Origin of the sequence: Streptomyces pseudovenezuelae (genome assembly GCF_001513955.1) — a bacterium.
GTDB lineage: Bacteria > Actinomycetota > Actinomycetes > Streptomycetales > Streptomycetaceae > Streptomyces > Streptomyces pseudovenezuelae.
Genome location: NZ_KQ948145.1, coordinates 778,812 through 797,884 on the forward strand (window position 1 = coordinate 778,812; position 19,073 = coordinate 797,884).

At 69.6% G+C, this 19,073-nt stretch carries 14 protein-coding genes; 4 read left to right on the forward strand and 10 right to left on the reverse strand.

The features are described 5' to 3' along the window. Nucleotides 1-5 precede the first annotated feature (5 nt). Together coaA and AQI94_RS10860 are read left to right on the forward strand one after the other, a co-directional pair. Complete coding sequence (gene coaA, locus AQI94_RS10855; protein WP_167364495.1) at nt 6-974, forward strand: type I pantothenate kinase; 969 nt, start codon at nt 6-8, stop codon at nt 972-974. 26 nt (nt 975-1,000) lie between these two features. Then, a complete protein-coding gene (locus AQI94_RS10860; protein ID WP_031038462.1) occupies nt 1,001-1,921 on the forward strand; it encodes a DUF389 domain-containing protein in 921 nt (306 codons plus the stop codon). A gap of 24 nt (nt 1,922-1,945) precedes the next feature. Here the strand turns inward: AQI94_RS10860 and glmM are convergent, their stop codons facing one another. The 3 genes from glmM to rplM all read right to left on the reverse strand — a co-directional run bounded on the left by glmM (nt 1,946) and on the right by rplM (nt 4,466). After that, nucleotides 1,946-3,304 (reverse strand): phosphoglucosamine mutase, encoded by a 1,359-nt coding sequence (glmM, locus tag AQI94_RS10865; RefSeq protein WP_031038460.1) that lies wholly within the window; start codon nt 3,302-3,304, stop codon nt 1,946-1,948. Between the two features lie 154 nt (nt 3,305-3,458). Beyond that, the gene (gene rpsI / locus AQI94_RS10870; RefSeq protein ID WP_031038459.1) at nt 3,459-3,980 is read right to left on the reverse strand and encodes a 30S ribosomal protein S9; all 522 of its coding nucleotides are present in this window, start codon (nt 3,978-3,980) and stop codon (nt 3,459-3,461) included. Between the two features lie 42 nt (nt 3,981-4,022). Beyond that, entirely contained in the window at nt 4,023-4,466 is a 444-nt protein-coding gene (rplM, locus tag AQI94_RS10875) for a 50S ribosomal protein L13 (RefSeq protein WP_031038457.1), read from the reverse strand. Nucleotides 4,467-4,791: 325 nt separating this feature from the next. On the opposite strand from rplM, the gene AQI94_RS10880 reads away from it, so the two are divergent. Continuing rightward, nucleotides 4,792-5,682, forward strand: coding sequence for a membrane protein (locus tag AQI94_RS10880; protein WP_031038455.1), 891 nt, complete (start codon nt 4,792-4,794; stop codon nt 5,680-5,682). A gap of 51 nt (nt 5,683-5,733) precedes the next feature. Here AQI94_RS10880 and AQI94_RS10885 read toward each other — a convergent pair whose 3' ends face one another. Genes AQI94_RS10885 through AQI94_RS10915 form a run of 7 tightly spaced genes read right to left on the reverse strand, consistent with a single transcriptional unit; the run spans nt 5,734 to nt 13,990 of the window. After that, complete coding sequence (locus AQI94_RS10885) at nt 5,734-6,261, reverse strand: GtrA family protein (protein ID WP_078902615.1); 528 nt, start codon at nt 6,259-6,261, stop codon at nt 5,734-5,736. Nucleotides 6,262-6,269: 8 nt separating this feature from the next. Continuing rightward, nucleotides 6,270-7,031, reverse strand: a complete 762-nt coding sequence (locus AQI94_RS10890) for a polyprenol monophosphomannose synthase (protein WP_031038454.1) — start codon at nt 7,029-7,031, stop codon at nt 6,270-6,272. Continuing rightward, complete coding sequence (locus AQI94_RS10895; protein ID WP_031038452.1) at nt 7,028-8,368, reverse strand: UDP-glucose dehydrogenase family protein; 1,341 nt, start codon at nt 8,366-8,368, stop codon at nt 7,028-7,030. The genes AQI94_RS10890 and AQI94_RS10895 overlap by 4 nt, the downstream gene beginning before the upstream one ends. Before the next feature lie 33 nt (nt 8,369-8,401). Beyond that, a complete protein-coding gene (locus AQI94_RS10900; RefSeq protein WP_031038450.1) occupies nt 8,402-9,943 on the reverse strand; it encodes a glycosyltransferase family 39 protein in 1,542 nt (513 codons plus the stop codon). Beyond that, nucleotides 9,940-11,601, reverse strand: coding sequence for a glycosyltransferase family 39 protein (locus AQI94_RS10905; RefSeq protein WP_051831923.1), 1,662 nt, complete (start codon nt 11,599-11,601; stop codon nt 9,940-9,942). The genes AQI94_RS10900 and AQI94_RS10905 overlap by 4 nt, the downstream gene beginning before the upstream one ends. Further along, complete coding sequence (locus AQI94_RS10910; protein WP_031038444.1) at nt 11,598-12,605, reverse strand: glycoside hydrolase family 26 protein; 1,008 nt, start codon at nt 12,603-12,605, stop codon at nt 11,598-11,600. Before AQI94_RS10910 ends, AQI94_RS10905 begins: the two co-directional genes overlap by 4 nt. After that, entirely contained in the window at nt 12,602-13,990 is a 1,389-nt protein-coding gene (locus tag AQI94_RS10915; RefSeq protein WP_051831925.1) for a glycosyltransferase family 2 protein, read from the reverse strand. The genes AQI94_RS10910 and AQI94_RS10915 overlap by 4 nt, the downstream gene beginning before the upstream one ends. A gap of 712 nt (nt 13,991-14,702) precedes the next feature. Here AQI94_RS10915 and AQI94_RS10920 point away from each other — a divergent pair. Next, nucleotides 14,703-19,067 (forward strand): Ig-like domain-containing protein, encoded by a 4,365-nt coding sequence (locus tag AQI94_RS10920; RefSeq protein WP_225890173.1) that lies wholly within the window; start codon nt 14,703-14,705, stop codon nt 19,065-19,067. Nucleotides 19,068-19,073: the final 6 nt, after the last annotated feature.

The following is a 19,073-nucleotide window of genomic DNA, read 5'->3' on the forward strand; positions in this document are numbered from 1 at the left end:
CCCCGATGCCCCGGAGCGCCCACCGGCACAAGCCGGAGGCGACTCCCTACGTCGACCTCACCCGCTCAGAGTGGAGTGCGCTGCGCGAGAAGACGCCCCTCCCGCTGAACGCCGAAGAGGTCGAGAAGCTGCGCGGTCTCGGTGACGTCATCGACCTCGACGAGGTGCGGGACATCTACCTCCCGCTGTCCCGGCTGCTGAATCTCTACGTCGGCGCCACGGACGGGCTGAGAGGGGCCCTGAACACCTTCCTGGGCGAGCAGGGCTCCCAGTCCGGCACCCCGTTCGTCATAGGGGTCGCGGGATCCGTCGCCGTGGGGAAGTCGACCGTCGCCCGTCTCCTCCAGGCCCTGCTGTCCCGCTGGCCCGAGCACCCGCGCGTGGAGCTGGTCACCACCGACGGTTTCCTGCTCCCCACCCGGGAGCTGCAGGCCCGGGGGCTCATGTCCCGCAAGGGCTTCCCCGAGTCGTACGACCGCCGGGCGCTGACCCGGTTCGTCGCCGACATCAAGGCGGGCAAGGACGAGGTCACCGCCCCCGTCTACTCCCACCTGATCTACGACATCGTCCCGGACCAGCGGCTCACCGTCCGCCGCCCCGACATCCTGATCGTCGAGGGCCTCAACGTCCTGCAGCCCGCCCTGCCCGGCACGGACGGCCGCACCCGCGTCGGTCTCGCCGACTACTTCGACTTCAGCGTGTACGTCGACGCGAGCGCCGAGGACATCGAGCGCTGGTACCTCAGCCGGTTCAGGAAGCTGAGGCAGACCGCCTTCCAGAACCCCGACTCGTACTTCAGGAAGTACACCCAGGTCTCCGAGGAGGAGGCCGTGGACTACGCCCGCCACCTCTGGCGCACCATCAACAAGCCCAACCTGGTGGAGAACATCGCCCCCACCCGCGGCCGCGCCACCCTCGTCATCCGCAAGGGCCAGGACCACAAGGTGCGCAAGCTCAGCCTCCGCAAGCTCTAGACAGGGCACGCCTGTTAAATAGGCGCATGCTGCATCTGCGCCTGATCACACCGGCCCACCAGACCGACGACGTGGTCCGTCTGATCGAGGGGACGGTCGGCACCACCCATCTGGTCGTGCTGCGGGGTGCCGCCCGCAACCCCGAGGGTGACGTCGTGATGTGCGACGTGGCGCGCGAGGCCGGTGACGAACTCCTCACCGATCTGCAGGGGTTGGGCCTCGACGCCAACGGATCCATCGCGGTCGAGAACATCGACCTGTCCCTGTCGAAGCGCGCCGACAAGGCCGAGGCGGAGGCTCCCGGCGAAGGCGCGGACGCCGTCCTGTGGGAGCACCTGACCGACGCCACGCACGAGGAGTCGACGCTCTCCGTCACCTACCTCGCCTTCATCACCCTGGCCACGATGATCGCGGCCTGCGGTGTGGTGCTCGACAACGCGGTCCTCATCGTGGGTGCCATGGCGGTGGGCCCGGAGTTCGGTCCGCTCGCCGGCATCTCCACCTCGATCGTGCAGCGCGCTCCCCGCCTGGCCCTGCGCTCCCTGATCGCCCTCCTGGTCGGCTTCGCCGTGGCGATGGCCGTGACGGTGGGCTTCAGTCTCTTCATGGACGCGCTGGACCTGTTCAGCAAGGGCAAGCTGGAGGGCGACCGCCCGCAGACCGGCTTCGTCTACGCCCCGGACGCCTTCTCCTTCATCGTCGCCGTCCTCGCGGGCGCCGCCGGCACCCTCTCCCTGACCTCGGCGAAGTCCGGTGCCCTGGTGGGCGTGGCCATCTCGGTCACCACGGTCCCGGCGGCCGCCAACGCGGCGGTGGCCCTCAGCTACGGCGACACCAAGCAGACCTGGGGCTCGACGGAGCAACTCCTCCTGAACCTCCTGGGCATCATCCTGGCGGGAACGACAACCCTGCTGCTCCAGAAGTGGGCCTGGCGGAAACACACCTGACGCACGCGCTCCGCACCCGGCGGGTCAGCCCAGCGCCGACTTCACCGCGTCCGCCAGCCGCCCCGCCACCGTCCGGGCCTGGTCGATGTCCGCCGCCTCGACCATCACCCGCACCAGCGGCTCGGTGCCCGACGGGCGCAGCAACACCCGCCCGGTGGCCCCGAGTTCACGCTCGGCCTCGGCGACCGCCGCCGCCAGCTCCCCGGAGGTGGAGACCCGCGAACGGTCCACGTCGGGCACGTTGATCAGCACCTGGGGAAGCCGCTCCATCACGGAGGCCAGGTCCTTCAGCGACCGCCCGCTCTCCGCGACGCGAGCCGCCAGCATCAGCCCGGTCAGCGTCCCGTCCCCGGTCGTGGCGTGATCCAGGATGATGACGTGCCCGGACTGCTCGCCGCCGAGGGCGTACCCGTGCTCCTTCATCTCCTCCAGCACATACCGGTCGCCCACCGCGGTCTGGACGAGCCGAAGCCCTTCCCGCTCCATCGCCAGCTTGAAGCCCAGGTTCGACATGACCGTCGCCACGACGGTGTCGGACCGCAGGGCCGAACGCTCCTTCATCGCCAGCGCGAGCACGGCCATGATCTGGTCGCCGTCCACCTCCTCACCGGTGTGGTCGACGGCCAGGCAGCGGTCCGCGTCCCCGTCGTGCGCGATGCCGAAATGCGCGCCGTGCTCGACGACGGCGGCCTTCAGCGGTCCGAGATGCGTGGAGCCGCACCCGTCGTTGATGTTGAGCCCGTCCGGCTGGGCACCGATGGTGATCACCTCGGCGCCGGCCCGCGAGAACGCCTCCGGAGACACCCGGGCGGCAGCGCCGTGCGCCTCGTCGAGGACGATCTTCAGCCCGTCGAGCCGGTTCGGCAGTACGGCGATCAGATGGGCCACGTACTTGTCGAAGCCCTCGGTGTACTCGCTGACCCGGCCGACGCCACCGCCGGTCGGCCGCTCCCAGGGCTCCCCGCCCTTGTGCTCCTCGTAGACGGCCTCGATGCGCTCCTCCAGCTCGTCGTCGAGCTTGTGCCCGCCGCGCGCGAGGAACTTGATGCCGTTGTCGGGCATGGCGTTGTGGCTGGCGGAGAGCATGACGCCGAGGTCGGCGCCGAGCACACCCGTGAGATACGCCACCGCGGGCGTGGGCAGCACTCCGACGCGCAGGACGTCCACGCCGGCGCTCGCGAGGCCCGCCACCACGGCGGCCTCCAGGAACTCCCCGGACGCGCGCGGGTCCCGTCCCACCACCGCGGTCGGCCGGTGGCCCTGGAACGTACCCGCCTCGGCCAGCACATGCGCCGCCGCGACCGACAGACCGAGCGCCATCTCGGCCGTCAGATCCGCGTTGGCGACGCCGCGCACGCCGTCCGTGCCGAAGAGTCGTCCCACTTGTCCTCCTGAGAAAGCGTCAGTTACGGAGATCATCCGATCACATGAGCCTTTGAGCGCCTTGTGCCGTTATACGCCTAAGGCTGTGATAAACGAACGCCCCGGCGGCACTGTGGCGTGCCGCCGGGGCGTTCGGACGTACAGGCAGCTGCGATTAACGCTTGCTGTACTGCGGAGCCTTACGGGCCTTCTTGAGACCGGCCTTCTTGCGCTCGACCGCACGGTCGTCGCGGCGGAGGAAGCCGGCCTTCTTGAGGGCGCCGCGGTTGTTGTCCACGTCGGCCTCGTTCAGCGCGCGGGCCACGCCGAGGCGCAGGGCACCGGCCTGACCGGAGACACCGCCACCCGCGATGCGGGCGATGACGTCGTAGCGGCCCTCGAGCTCGAGCACCTTGAAGGGCTCGTTGACTTCCTGCTGGTGCACCTTGTTGGGGAAGTAGTCCTCAAGGGTGCGACCGTTGATCTTCCACTTGCCGGTGCCCGGGACGATCCGGACGCGGGCGATGGCGTTCTTGCGACGGCCCAGGCCGGCGGCCGGCTGCGGGTCGCCGAAGCGGGACGCCATGGACTCCGAGGTGTACTCGCCCTCGACGGGGACCTCGGACTCGGTGGTGTAGCTGTCGATGTCGACGATCTCTTCGCCCTCGACGGGCGTCTCGACGGTGGTCTCGGCCACGATTCTCCTCAGATTCTGTTCAGTCTTAGGGGGTGGCCGGACTTACTGCGCGACCTGGGTGATCTCGAACGGCACCGGCTGCTGGGCAGCGTGCGGGTGCTGGTCGCCCGAGTAGACCTTCAGCTTGGTGAGCATCTGACGGCCCAGGCTGTTCTTGGGGATCATGCCCTTGACGGCCTTCTCGATGGCCTTCTCGGGGTTCTTGGCGAGCAGCTCGTCGTAGCGGACGGAGCGCAGACCACCCGGGTAGCCGGAGTGGCGGTACGCCATCTTCTGGGTCCGCTTGTTGCCCGACAGGTGCACCTTGTCGGCGTTGATGATGATGACGAAGTCACCCATGTCCATGTGCGGGGCATAGGTCGGCTTGTGCTTGCCACGGAGGAGGTTCGCGGCAGTGGTAGCCAGACGACCCAGGACGATGTCCTGAGCGTCAATGACGTGCCACTGGCGAGTCACATCGCCGGGCTTGGGGCTGTACGTACGCACTTCGCAGCCTTCTTCTTCAGTGGATGGGTGCTGACACATGGCATCACTGAAGCGATCGTGCAGCTGGGGACGACAATGGCCGGGTCACTGCCCGTATGCCGCCCACTGGTAACTGCTCCAGGGAACCTAGGTAGAGGCCTCTCGCATGAGAACGAGCGAGCCAATACACAACGAAGATGCAGGATACCCGGGGTCGCACGGACGGGTCAAAACGAGGCCCTCACGACCCCTCCGCGGCCGAGATGTGCACCGGTGCCGGAAAGGTCCCGGGGCCAGTGTCCACAGGCCCCGCAGCACCTCCCGTCCCCCGTCTAAGATGCGCCCCATGAGCTTTGGGCAGCAGGGGGGACCCCCGTCCCAGTGGGATCCCTGGAAACCGCAGTCACAGCAGCCGTGGAGCAGCGGCGGGGGCGAGCAGACTCCGGACTGGGCCGCGCTCGCCGAGGCCTCCGAGATCCGCAACAGACGGCGCCGGCTGTTCTTCATCGTGGGCGGCGCGCTGGCCACGGTCGCGATAGGCACCGCCGTGGCGATGGCCGTCGTCTCGGCGAACGGCAGTGACGACGAGGCGAACAAGCCGACGTCCTCGCTGTCGGCCGCCTCGATCCCCAGCGCGACCGGGACCGCTCCGTCGTTCGCGCCCACCAGCGCCCCGCCGCCGCTGGACCCGAAGGAATTCATCGCCAGCAAGGCCAAGGACACGGCCCCGCTCAGCGCCCGGATCCTCTACCCGGGCACCCAGCTGACCATGGGCTCGACCGTGTACAAGAAGGGCACCACCTCCGACACGAAGAACTGCGCCGCGGCCGACACCGTCCAGCCCAGTCTCGGCAAGATCCTCAAGGCCGACGGCTGCACCCAGTTCATGCGCGTCAGCTACACCAAGGACGGCGTCTCGGTGACGGTCGGCGTGGCAGTCTTCGACACGGAGGCCCTGGCGGCGAAGGCGAAGGGGCAGGTCAACACCAAGAAGGACATCGTCAGGTCGCTCTCGGGCGGCGCGGTCAAGCCCTTCTGCAACTCCGCGATCTGCCGCACGACCTCGAACTCCTACGGCCGCTACGCCTACTTCACCATCGCGGGCTTCGCCAACGGCAAGAACGTCACGGAGAAGGACACCGCGGTCTTCAGCATCGGCAACAACCTGGCCGAGTTCACCTTCCGCCAGATCCACCGCCGCGGCGAGGCACAGGCGTCCACGGCCGCGAGCCGGTGATCCGGCGCGCTGACGCGCGCCGGATCCGGTTCGATCAGGTCCGCTTTTGCCTCAGCCCCGTTCCCGGGAGCCGCTCAGGACGGGCTCGGGAAACGGCACGACGGGTTCCGGCACGCTGCCGGCCGTCCGCCGGCTCCCGGCCGTCCTGAAGACCCAGGTGCGGTAGGACCAGAAGCGGAAGAGGGTCGCCACACCGATGCCGACGAACTTGCTGATGTTGCTGGCGAGCGTTCCCTCCCAGCCGAACCCGTAGGTCGTGGCGTAGAGGACCGAGTTCTCGATGACCAGCCCGATCGCGCTGAAGAACAGGAAGAGGGTCAGCTCCTTCCTGCGGCTGTTGCGGTCCTCCTGGTCCCGGTTGCGGTAGGCGAAGTACCGCAGGCCGAGATAGTTGCTGAGGATCGCGATGGCCGTGGCCAGGACGCTCGCCCGGACGGTCTGCCAGTCCGTGACGGTCCTGATGAGGTTGAAGACCGCGAGATTGACCACGAAGCCCGACGCGCCGACCATGCCGAACTTCGCGATCTCGCGGTACAGCTTCCCGAACCTGGGGGGAAGCGCGTGACGTCCGCCGCTCACTGGTTCGTTCAGCCCCGCCGGTTGCGCAGACGCAGCCGTACCGGCATCACCGCCGACTCGATCTGCGTCGCGAGGTTCATCTTGGAGACGCCCTCGGTGCGCTCTTCGAAGCGGATCGGGATCTCGACGGCACTGTGTCCGGCCCGGACGGCCTTGAACTTCAGCTCGACCTGAAAGCTGTAGCCGGCGCTGTCCAGGGTCGCCAGGTCGATGTCCCGCAGGGTCGCGGCCGACCACAGGTTGAAGCCCGCGGTGATGTCCCGGATCTTGGTGCCGAGCACGGTCCGGGCATAGCGGTTGGCGAAGCGGGACAGCAGGACGCGGTGCTTTCCCCACTCCGCGTCCAGCGACCCGCCCTCGACGTACCGGCTGCCGACGACCAGGCCCACCCCGGACGCCACGGCCGTACCGAGCATACGTGGGACCGCTTCCACCGGGTGGCTGCCGTCGGCGTCCATCTGGACGACGTAGTCGGCGCCCTCCTCCAGGGCGGCGCTCATGCCGGCTACGTAGGCGCGCCCGAGCCCGTCCTTCTCCGTCCGGTGCAGCACGCTCATCCGGCGTCGCCCGTCCCAGTTGTACTTCTCGGCGAGTTCCTCGGCGATCCGCCCGGTCCCGTCCGGGCTGGAGTCGTCGACGACCTTCAGATGCAGCCCGTCGATGGGCAGGTCCAGGACCAGCTCCGCCATGCGGGGCAGGTTCGCCGCCTCGTTGTACGTCGGCATCACGACCGTGACCCGTACGCCCGGGTGTCTGTCGAGGCTCGTCATGTCGTTCTCTTCCCTCCCCAGAGGCCCTGACCGGGCCTCTCCCCAGCGAGCGCGGGTCTGCCCAGCGCCCGGAAATGCCAACCCGCCGCGGCCCAGCGCTCCCCGTCGAGCGCCCCCCGGCCGTCCACGATCCGTGCGCGGGCCACCAGTCGCGCGGCCCGCTCCGGGTCGATCTCCCGGAACTGCGGCCACTCGGTGAGATGCAGTACGAGATCGGCACCTTGCAGTGCCTCCTCGGCCGACAGTGCGTAGCCGAGGAGCGGGAACGCCTTGCGGGCGTTGTCCAGCGCCTCGGGGTCGTACACCGTGACATCGGCGCCGTCGAGACGCAGCCGGGCGGCCACGTTCAGCGCGGGCGAGTCACGGATGTCGTCGGAGTCGGGCTTGAAGGCCGCTCCGAGTACGGCGATCCGGGCCCCCAGGACCGAACCCCCGCACAGCTCGCGCGCCATCTCGACAACCTTGTCGCGGCGGCGCATGTTGATCGCGTCGACCTCCCGCAGGAAGTCCAGCGAGACCCCCAGTTCCCCGGCGCGGTGCGCGAAGGCCCGGATGTCCTTGGGCAGACAGCCGCCTCCGAAGCCGACGCCGGCGCGCAGGAACTTCTTCCCGATCCGGTCGTCGTACCCGATCGCCTCGGCGAGGACACCGACGTCGCCGCCCGCGGCCTCGCAGATCTCGGCCATCGCGTTGATGAAGGAGATCTTGGTGGCGAGGAACGCGTTGGCGGCCGTCTTGACCAGCTCGGCGGTCGGGAAGTCGGCGGTGACCAGCGGGGTACCGGCGTCGAGGACGGGGGCGTAGACCTGGCGGAGGATCGTTTCCGCGTGCGAAGACCGCACGCCGAACACCAGCCGGTCCGGCCGGAGCGTGTCCTCGACGGCGAAGCCCTCGCGCAGGAACTCCGGGTTCCAGGCCACCTCGACCCGCTCGTGCGCGGCCGCCAGCCGCTCCGCCGTGCCCACCGGCACGGTCGACTTGCCGACCAGCAGCACCCCCTCGGCCGCGTGCCCGGCGATCGCCGCGAAGGCCGCGTCGACGTACGTCAGGTCGGCACCCTCGGAGCCCTTGCGCTGCGGGGTGCCGACACACACGAAGTGCACCTCGCCGAAGGCCCCGGCCGCGGCGTGGTCCGTGGTGAACCGGAGCCGTCCGCTCGCCGTGTGCTTCGCGATCAGCTCCGGCAGTCCGGGCTCGTGGAACGGCACCCGACCGGCCTGGAGCGCGGCGACCTTGTCGGGGTCCACGTCGACCCCGAGCACCTCGTGTCCCAGCTCCGCCATGCAGGCGGCGTGGGTGGCACCGAGATAGCCGGTGCCGATGACTGTGAGCCGCATCCAGCGGCCTCCTTCACAACTCCGTGTCAGCCGTTATCTGCGCTCGAGAACCTGCACCACGATGTGGTTCAGCTTCACCGTGCGTCCGGCCCTGAAGGTCTTCTCGATCGCCGCGGCGGTCTTCTCGTTCATGCCGGTCAGGGGCGGTCGGCCGTCGCTGACGGTGGAGACCAGCCACAGCCGGTCGGTGCCCTTGAGACAGCTCGCCGGCTTGCGGCACTCGGTGGCGCCGTAGGACCCGTTCTGCTGCGGGGTGTACTCCATGAGCACGTCCTTCGGGGCCTCGCGGTCCCGCAGTTCGTACGCCATGGCCCGGCGCTCCGACATCCCGCCGTTGAAGATCATCCCGTCGCCGGACCTCTCGCCCGCCGCGACGACGTTCGCCGCGGCCCGGAAGTCCGGTTCCCTCGGCAGGTCCTTCTTGGCGTCGCCGATCGCCGGCCACGCCACGAAGGTGTACCCGGCCGCCACCACCGCGACCAGCAGCCCGCTCAGCACTTGGGCGCCGGTCCCCCGGCGGGCGTCGGGGTCGAGCCTGCCGACGAGCCGGGTGAGCGCGGCGGCCACCAGCAGCGTCCAGGCCGGGATGGTGAACAGCAGGTACCGCGGCAGGAAGAGGTGCAGCTGGTTGGCGGTCACGAAGGTGAGCACCGGCGGCAGGATCGCCCAGGCGGCGAGCAGCACCGAGTACCGCCCGGCCAGCAGCAGGCCGACTACGCCGAGGGCCATCACGGCTCCGCCGGTGATCCACGACCCGAACAGGGTGTCCGGGAACTGGGTCAGGTCCTTGGTCGTGGTGACGTTCCAGGCGATCTGGCCGCTCTGCCCGGTGCCCTGCGCCACCATCGGGAAGGTGATGGACAGTCCCAGCATGGCCGCGCCGGCGAAGGCGTAGTGGGCGATGCGGTCGCCGCGCTTCTTGGCCAGGAAGACGAGCCACACATGCCCGGCGAGCACCGCCATGGCCACCAGGTGACTGAATCCCGTGGCCGCTACGGCGAGCCCGTACAGCGTCCAGTGGCGCAGGCTCGGCCGCTCCAGCGCCCGGATGAGCCACAGGGTGGCCAGCAGCGCGAACATCGTCGCGAAGGCGTAGGGCCGGGCCTCCTGGCCGTACCGGGTGATCATCGGTACCACCGCGAACAGCAGTCCGGCCAGCACCCCGGTGCGCACCGCGAACATCCGGCGCCCCAGCAGCCCGACCAGGCCGGCCGAGACCGCCATGGCGAGCGCCTCCGGCAGCCGCAGCATCGCCGCCGAGTCCCCGGCGACGTCGATCCACAGGTGCATGACCGCGTAGTACGGCGCGATCACGACGTCGATGCTGCCGATCAGCCGTCCGAGGTCGTGCCACGAGATCGTGGACGCCCACCAGGTGGCGTGCTCGTCGCGCCACAGCTGGCGCCCGCCGAGCCCCGGCACCACGCAGGCGGCCGCGACCAGCGCCGGCAGCAGAAAGGCGAGCCACGCCGAGCCCCTGCCGGCTCCGTCGGCGGACCGGCGGTGACCGGAGGACGCATCGTCCCCGCGTTCCTGGGCGGCCGTTTCGTCGACCGCTGGTGTGTACGCCGTCATCGCTTCACCCAGATCCGGTACGGCTCCTGTCCGCCGTCCTTGTCGGAGGGCCGCAGCACGGCCAGCAGCCGGTAGTCGGCGTTGCCGCGCAGCGCCTCGGGAACGGAGTCGGCCCGCAGCGCGATCACGTCGTAGGAGTCCTTCTTCACCTCGGCCGTCAGAGCCGCGCCCTGCCCGGCCCGGTGCCACTGGGCGGGCTTCGTCTGCGCCCGGAAGTAGTAGGCGGAGATCTCCGGGTCGTCCGTCAGGTACGCGCCCTTGGTGTCCACGACCTCGCGCAGGGCGCCGACCATGGCGGCCGAGTCCGGCGGCCGGTACAGCCCCCCGGTCTGTGCCATGCCGATGACCAGGGCGGCGACGTAGATCATGATGCCGATCTGCGGGTACCGGAAGTGGGCGCCCATCATCCGCGAGACACCGAGACCGGCCATCGGCACCGCGAAGAGCAGTCCGAAGCCGACATGGATGTACAGCGAGCTGCCGTTGCCCAGCCAGGCCTGGTAGAGCGGGGCGAGCAGGGCGGTGGCGCACATCGTCAGGCCCAGCAGGGAGCGCCGGACCGCGCCCGGCGCGCTGCCCTCGGCCCAGGGCATCTCGCCCATCCGGGCCCGCCGGATGAAGCCGACGGCACCGATCACCGCGACGAGCAGGACGACGCCGCCCCACTGAGCGCTCTCCTTGAGCAGTTCGACGGCGCTGTCGTCGCTTTGCACGTTCCAGCCGCTCGGCGTCCCGTGGAGCAGGACGCCGACGAAGCACAGGGCTCCGGTTGCCACCGCGAACAGCGCACCCCGCACGAAGGCGCCCGCGCCGCGGAAGCGATAGGCGGTCAGTACGGCGAGCACGGTCAGCGTCGGCAGGTACAGGGCGGCCGAGTACGCGGCGAACGGCGCGAGGGCCGCGAAGGGCGCCGCGAGCAGCACGGCCGCGGGGCCGGACTGCCGGGTCCGGGCCAGCAGCCACAGGGCGGCGGCGAGCAGGAACAGCGACAGGGAGTGCAGGGAGGCGTACCGGCCGGTGAAGGCGGTCGACTCCAGCACGGAGTACATGGCGGCGGCCGCGAGACCGGCCCGCGCGTTGAACAGCAGCCGGGTGGCGCCGAACAGCAGCGCCGTGGCTCCGAGCGCCCAGGCCAGGCTCAGCGCCCGGGCCCCGGCGAGGCCGAGCTGGGCGACCGGCCCCGACAGTGCGCCGTCGGACACCAGGAACTTCGCCTCCTGCGGGAAGGCGCTGCCGTCGAGCCGGAAGGACAGTCCGGCCTGCACGAGCAGGATCAGGAGCAGGGCTCCCCGACTGATCCAGGCCGAACGGCTGTTGTCGACCGCCCAGGCCGACACCGGGACCTCGGGCAGCACATAGCCCGGCTCGGGCTCCGGCTCGGGTTCGACGACGGTGTACTCGGGGACGTAGTACTCGGCGTCGGAACCGCCCGTGTAGGGCCGCGTGTAGCGCTGCTGGGCGGGGTTCGGCTGCTGCGGGATGTACGGCTGTCCGGTGTACGGCTGCTGATAGCCGTACGCCTGGTGGTCACCGTAGGCCTGCTGATCGCCGTGGACCGGCTGCTGTTGCTGCTGCTCGGTGTAGGGCGGGTAGTGCTGCTGCCAGTCCTGCTGTGAACCGGGTTCCGACCAACTGCCGTCCTGTTGCTGCGTCGTCATGAACGCGGCACCTCGAATCCGAAGTCGTCGTCGGCGATGAGGCGCTTGAACTCGGCCAGGGCGAGCGGGCTGCTCTGGATGCGCCAGTCGGCCCGCTTGGGGATGTTGAACCACAGGAAGCCGATGACGTCCTTGTCCTCCTTCACCCCCGCGAACAGCGCGCGCACGTCGGCGCGCCGCCGCTCCCCGGGCTCGGACGAGGTCTCGCTGATCAGCACCGGCTTGTCGGTGAACGCGTCGATCTGGCTGCGGGTCGGGCCGTAGAGGGTGTCGAAGGTGTGCGCGCCGGTCCGGGTCCAGTAGCCGACGATGCCGACCCAGTCGACGTAGGCGTCACCGGGCCAGTACGGCTCCAGCTTCACGGAACGGACCGGGTTGACGACGTTCGGGCTCCACACCCAGATGACGTTGGTGGCGCCGACCTGCTGGAAGACGTCGTGGATGTGCCGCCAGGCCTTCACGAAGGTCTCGGGGGTGGTGTCCTTGGTGCCCCACGGGTACCAGTGGCCGTTCATCTCGTGCCCGAAGCTGATCGCCACGGGCACGTCCGTCTTGCGCACACTGTCCGCGTACTTCTTGATGTACGCGTCCTGCGAACCGTCGGCGATCTTGTCGAGGCCGGGCTTGAACGGCTCCCACGACACGTACAGCATGCCGCCGTCACCGAAGACGTTCTGGGCGCCCACGGCGTTGAAGCCGTTGCCCCACGACGAGTACGAGCCGACCAGGTTGGGCTTCTTGCCGACGGTCTTCGCGAAGGCGTCCACCGGCTTCAGCGAGCTGGGCGCGCCGTCCAGGGCCACCCCGAAGTACTCCTTGCCGGGGTGCAGCAGCGGTTTCACGTCGTACGGCAGCTCCGCCCCGGGTCCCTTCGAGGCGGACCCGGCGGACGGTTCCTTCGCGGCCTGCGCGGCGGGGTCGTCGCCGCCGAGCACGCCGCAGCCGGCGACCGCCGCCAGGGACATCAGCGCCGCGCACAGCGGGAGGACGCTCTTGCGGATCATGCGGGTTCACCTGCTGAGTGGTGTTCCTTGGGCTGGATGAGCGCTCGCGCGACGACCAGCGCGTAGAACAGCCCGGAGGACAGGACGAGAGCGAAGTCCGGCGGGTAGCCGGTGAACAGGCGGTACACGGCCGCGCCGACCCAGACCACGGCGGTGCCGCCGCTCCAGATCCACAGGCCGAGCCAGAACCGGCGAGTCTTGTTCTTCTTCGCGCCCTTGGAGCCGGTCGGCTGCCAGCCCATGCGCTGCTTGCGCAGGATGTCCCAGATGGCGAAGACATGCGCCCAGCCGTACATCATCCGTGCCGACCAGGCCTCCAGCCGGTACGGCGCCTTGTGCCACATCGGGAAGACGAGGGTGGTGTAGGCGATGCTGGGGAGCACCCAGACCAGGTGCTTGACCTGGAGCATCTCGGGGCTGGTGAGCAGCAGCATGACGGGCACCAGCGGCGCGAAGAAGGTGAACAGCGCCGTGTGGATGTAGTAGAAGAAGCCGGACAGGTAGCAGAGCCGACTGGAGAAACGTATCGGCGCGTCCCAGAACTTCTTGCTGGCCAGCAGCGACATCGATCCCGAGCACCAGCGGTACTGCTGGTTGAAGAAGGCTCCGGCGGTGTCCGGGCAGACCCCTGTGGACAGCGCGACCGGCACGTACTTCAGGTCCCAGCCGAGCCCGCGCAGGTCGAAGCCGGTGTGCACGTCCTCGGAGTGCTCGATGAGGGTCGTACCGCCGTTGGTCTCCAGGGCGGCCCGCCGGTAGATGGCACAGGAGCCGACGCAGATGGCGCCGTCGCTGTTCTGCCGGGACACCTGCACGGAGCGGTAGAAGAGCTCCTGCACCGCGCCGGCCCCGCGCTCGATCCAGTTCTGCGAGTCCAGCACCCGGAAGTACTGCGGGGACTGCACGATCCCGACGCGCTCGTCGGTCTCCATGTACGGCAGCAGCTCCTCCAGGAGGTCGGAGCGCGGCGTGAAGTCGGCGTCGAGGATCAGGACGTACTTGCCGTCCGACTGGCCGAACCCGAAGTGCAGGTTGCCGGCCTTCTTGAACCAGCCGCGGTTCTCGCGGGTGCCGTAGCGGAAGCCGAAGTCCCGGGCCATGGCGGCGAGTTCCGGGCTCGCTCCGTCGTCGAGGACGAAGGGCACGCACACGCCCGGGTACCGGTCGGCCAACTGCCGCACATGGGTCCAGGTGTTGTGCAGCACCTCGATGGGCTCTCCGCACACCGGCAGGAAGACGTCGACGCTGGGATAGACCGCGGGCCGCCAGCCACGCACGAGCTGCTGGTGGTACTCGAAGTCGAAGTCCCGCGTGAAGCCGTTCACCTTCAGCGACACGAGGTAGTAGACGACCGTGAAGAACAGCGGTGGCGCGAAGATCCACATCACCGGGCTGGCCTTGGTCAGCGCCACCTGGCTGACGGTCAGGCACCCGAAGCTGACGATCGAGGCGAGCGTCAGCACCCACAGGCGCCTCTTGACGTACGAGTACTTTTCCGCATGCGAGGGCGGCGCGGGCAGAAGTCCCAAGGGCGCCTGCTCGGCGCCACGCTTTCCTCCACGCCGTGTGGATCGATGCCCCCCGGCACCGGTCGCTCCGGACATGCGGGCAGAGTCAATGGATGACATTCCTACCCTCCGGGCCCTGGGCCCGATGTGTTCCCCACCCCAAAGAGCCCCTTTCGAACAAAGGGGCCAGATGGGAAAGGTTATCCGAGGGATGTGAATGACGTAAGGGCACTGTGAAGACGTACGTCCGACAAGTCCGCTTATGCTCTAAATTTTTGTTGAAGAGTGAGGTAACCAACAGGTTTCACATCCGGACGACCCGGGCAGAAGGCTCTGATTGTGCGCCTCCTGTGACACCTCGGCCGGCGCCGCCGCCCTCCGTGAACGGGCCCGCACGCGGCCCGTCGAGACGGATGACGATCCTGACGCGAAGCGCGCAGCCCAGTGCACAATCGGGCCAACTGGTGATAGGAACAACCACTCGGTCTTCACGTTTGTGCCGTACCTGTGACCGTTCCGGGCGCGGACGCCAGAGGGGGGTTCCGGTTTGCCCGGGTTTTCCATGCCCGCACGCGGTGGACGCCACCGCGTGCGGCGGCGCACATGGCTGCTCTCCGTCGTGGCCATGGCCACTGCGGCACTGATGGGCACGACGATCAGCCTGCTGGCATCCTCGGCCCAGGCCGACCAGACCACCCAGGGCATCGACAACCTGCGCACCAACTGGGATCAGGGCGAGTCGGCGCTCTCCCCGGCGGTCGTCCAGTCGTCCGCCTTCGGCCGGCTCTTCGCCACCAAGCTGGACGGGCAGATATACGCCCAGCCGCTGGTGCTGGGCGACCAGGTGATCGCGGTCACCGAGAGCAACACCCTGTACGGCCTCGACCGCACGACCGGTGCGATCGAGTGGAGCAAGAACTACGGACCGGCATGGCCGGCGTCGGCCATCGGCTGCGGAGACCTGGTGCCCAACGTGGGCGCGACCGCGACCCCTGTCTACGACTCCGCCACCGGAACCCTCTACTTCACCACCAAGGTCGACGACGGCACCTCCACGCACCGCCACCCGAAGTGGCTGATGCACGCGGTGGACCCCGCCTCCGGAGCCGAGCGCGCCGGGTGGCCGGTCACCATCGCCGGAAGCCCCGTCAACGACCCGGGCAACAAGTTCGACGCCTACTACGAGCAGCAGCGCCCCGGCCTGCTGCTGATGGACGGTGTCGTCTACGCGGGCTTCGGCGGCCACTGTGACGCGTGGCCGTACCGCGGCTATGTGGTCGGCGTGAGCACCACCGGACACAGCATCACGTCGATGTGGGCCGCGGTGACCGGTGCCAGCACGGGCGGCGCCGGCATCTGGCAGTCGGGTGGCGGACTGGTCTCGGACGGGTCCGGCCGGATCTTCTTCAGCACCGGCAACGGCATCAGCCCGGCGCCCGGACCCGGCAAGACCGTTCAGGGCACCCTCGCCGAGTCCGTCGTGCGCCTCCAGGTGGGCGCGGACAACAGCCTCAGCACCGCCGACTTCTTCAGCCCCAGCAACGCCGCGACCCTGGACCTGACCGACCAGGACGTCTCCTCGGGCGCCCCGATGGCGCTGCCGGACGGCTTCGGCACCGCCGAGCACCCGCACCTGCTGGTCCAGCAGGGCAAGGACGGGCGGGTGTTCCTGCTCGACCGCGACAACCTCGGCGGCATGGGCCAGGGCCCCCAGGGCGGCGACGCCGCGGTGAGCAAGTCCGGCCCCTACCAGGGCATGTGGGGACACCCCGCGTTCTGGGGCGGCGACGGCGGCTATGTCTACGTCGTCGGCAACCAGGGCCCGCTGCGCGCGCTCAAGTACGGCGTGCGCAACGGCGGTACGCCCGCGCTCACCCTCACCGGCCAGAGCCAGGACACCTTCGGCTACACCAGCGGCTCCCCCCTGGTCACCTCCGACGGCACGGACGAGTCCAGTGCCCTGGTGTGGATGACCTCCGCGAGCAACGCCTCGGGAGCCGACGGCACCCTGCGCGCCTACAGCCCCACCCCCGACGGCAACGGCCGTCTCCAGTTGCTGTGGTCGGCGCCGATCGGCACCGCGACGAAGTTCAGCACCCCGACCGCCGAGCGCGGCAAGGTGTACGTCGGCACCCGGGACGGTGTCCTCTACGGCTTCGGCAGCCCGGCCAGGACGGCTCTGACCGCGGCCTCCCTGGACTTCGGCCAGGTCGGCGTGGGCGGCAGCGATGCGGCCGCCATGCAGCTGACCGCCACGCAGGACGTCAGCATCACCGGGCTCAAGGCCTCCGGCGCGTTCACGGTCGACCCGTCCGCCGTACCCACCCCCGACCAGCCCGAGGCGCTGGCGGCGGACGCCACCCTGGACGTGCCGATCAGCTTCGCCCCCACCGCCACCGGCGGCATCAACGGCACCCTGACCGTGAACCTGGCGGACGGCCAGAAACTGGTCTTCGCCCTCCACGGCGTCGGCACCCGGCCCGGACTCGGGGCGGCACCCGTCGCCCTCGACTTCGGGGAAGTGCCCACCGGGAGCACCTCGACGCTGAACCTCCAGATCACCAACACCGGCACCGAACCGGAGACCGTCGACTCGGTCGACTCCCCCGGCGGCGTCTTCTCCACCTCGGGGCTGCCGAGCGCGGGAACGGTCGTACCGGCCGGTGGCTCGTTCGTGCTCTCGGTCACCTACGCACCGACCGACGACCGCGCCGACAGCGACGCGCTCGTGGTCAGCAGCAGCAGCGGCGGCGGCACGCACACACTGAGCGTGCCGGTCAGCGCCACGGCCATCACGGGGCAGGGGCACCTGGAGTTCTCCCCGAGCTCCCTGGACTTCGGCCAGGTCCCGGTCGGCAGCTCCAGGTCGCTGTCGTTCACCATCACCAACACCGGCAACATCCCGGTGACGGTGACCAAGGCCAAGGCTCCGACGGGCGACTTCAACAGCCCGGTGCAGCTGTCGGAGGGCCTGATCATCGGCCCTGAGCAGACCGCGGTGCAGACGGTGACGTTCACTCCGCGCTCGGCCGCGGATCTGAGCGCCTTCTACGAGGTCACCGGTACCGGTACCGACACGAACGGCAACAGCCAGGGCGCCATGTACGTCCCGGTCAAGGGCACCGGCATCGGCACCGCCACGACCACCTCGGCCGCCGACGGGCGGTGGCGGACCAACGGCTCGGCGGTGCCGGCTGACGGCGGCGGGGTGCAGCTGACCCCGGCCACCAGCAATCAGGCGGGCTCGGCGGTCTACACCGAGCCGTTGCGCACCGACGGTCTGCGGGCCACCTTCACCACGAAGTTCGGCCCCGGCACCGGCGGGAAGGGCATGACGCTCAGCCTGCTCGACCCGGCCCAGAACTCCGCCTCGGCACTGGGCGGGACCGGTGACGGCCTCGGCATCGCGGGGCGGCCCGGCACGGTGATCGCCCTCGCCACCGGCTGGAACAACACGCTGAAGGCACAGAACTTCGCGGGCGTCGGCCGCAGTTCGGCCGGCTCGTCGGTGATCGACTACCAGTCGCTGGTCCCCCTCGGCACCTCCCTGCGCCAGGGCACGCACCAGGTCGACATCCAGGTGGCCGCCGGCCATCTGTACGTCTGGATCGACGGGGCGCAGGTGGTGGACGCCACAGCGACGCTGCCGTCCACCGCGCTCCTGGCCTTCTCCGGTGCCACCGGCGACAGCGCCGACCTGCAGACGGTGAGCGGCCCGGTCGTCAGCGAGGGGCCGCCCGCGGCCACCTCGCTCCACCTCACCGCCCCGAGCACGGGCGTCCCGGGCCGTCCGCTGACCGTCACCGGCACCCTGATCTCGTCCGCGGCCCTGCCCGCGGGCCAGGTCGCGCACCTCACGCGGAACGGAACAGCACTGCCCGATGTGACGACACAGGCGGACGGCTCCTTCACCTTCACCGACACCCCACCGGCAGAGGGCAGCTACACCTACGCCGCGAGCTACGCCGGGGACGACACCCACGAGACGGCCGCCGCCACGAGCCTCGTCCAGGTGTCCAAGCTGGCCACCTCGGTCACTGTGACGGCCCCGGCCACGGCCGGCCGCGCGCAGAAGCTGACCGTCTCCGGCACGCTCTCCGGCTCGCCCTTCACCACCGGTGGGGTCGTCAAGGTGACGAAGACCGACCTCGCACACCCGTCCGGCACCGCACTCGCCGACGCGAAGGTCTCCGCGAACGGTTCGTTCACGTTCACGGACACCCCGCAGATCGGCGGCGCCAACACCTACAAGGTGGCCTACGGCGGCGACATCTCACACAAGCCGGGCAGCAGCACCGCCACCACTCAGGTGTCCCGGGCCGCGGCGTCCGTGACCATCACCACCGACCACTCGACGTACGCCTACAGCCAGTCAGCGAAGATCACAGCTCATCTCGGCACGACGTACAACAGCCGTACGGTGGCGATCTACGCCAAGCCGTACAGCGGCACATCGGTCCTGGTGAAGTCGGGCACGGTGGACTCCCACGGCAACCTGACGGGGTCCTACAAGCTCACCCGCAACACCACGTTCAGCGCGGTGTTCACCGGCGACTACCGGTACGCCCCGAAGACCGCCGCCCGAAGTGTGCACACCCATGTGCGGATCTCGGAGAAGCTGTCCGGCTACTACACGAGCACGTACTACGGCAGCACGCTCTACCGGGTGTACCACCACACCACCAAGGAGCAACTCGACGCCACGGTCACCCCCGGCAAGGCCGGCCAGTGTGTCGTCTTCCGCGTGCAGCGGTACTACAGCGGCGCCTGGCACACGCAGACCACCACCCCCTGCGCGGCCCTCAGTTCCGCCAGCACCGGCCGCCACCAGATGGCCCTCACCCGGTCCGTCAACAGCAGGTTCCGCGTCGCCGCGCAGTACGTCCACAGCAGCAGGGACAACACCAACCTCAGCACCTGGGGTGCCTGGCAGTACTTCACCGTCAGGCAGTGAGCACGG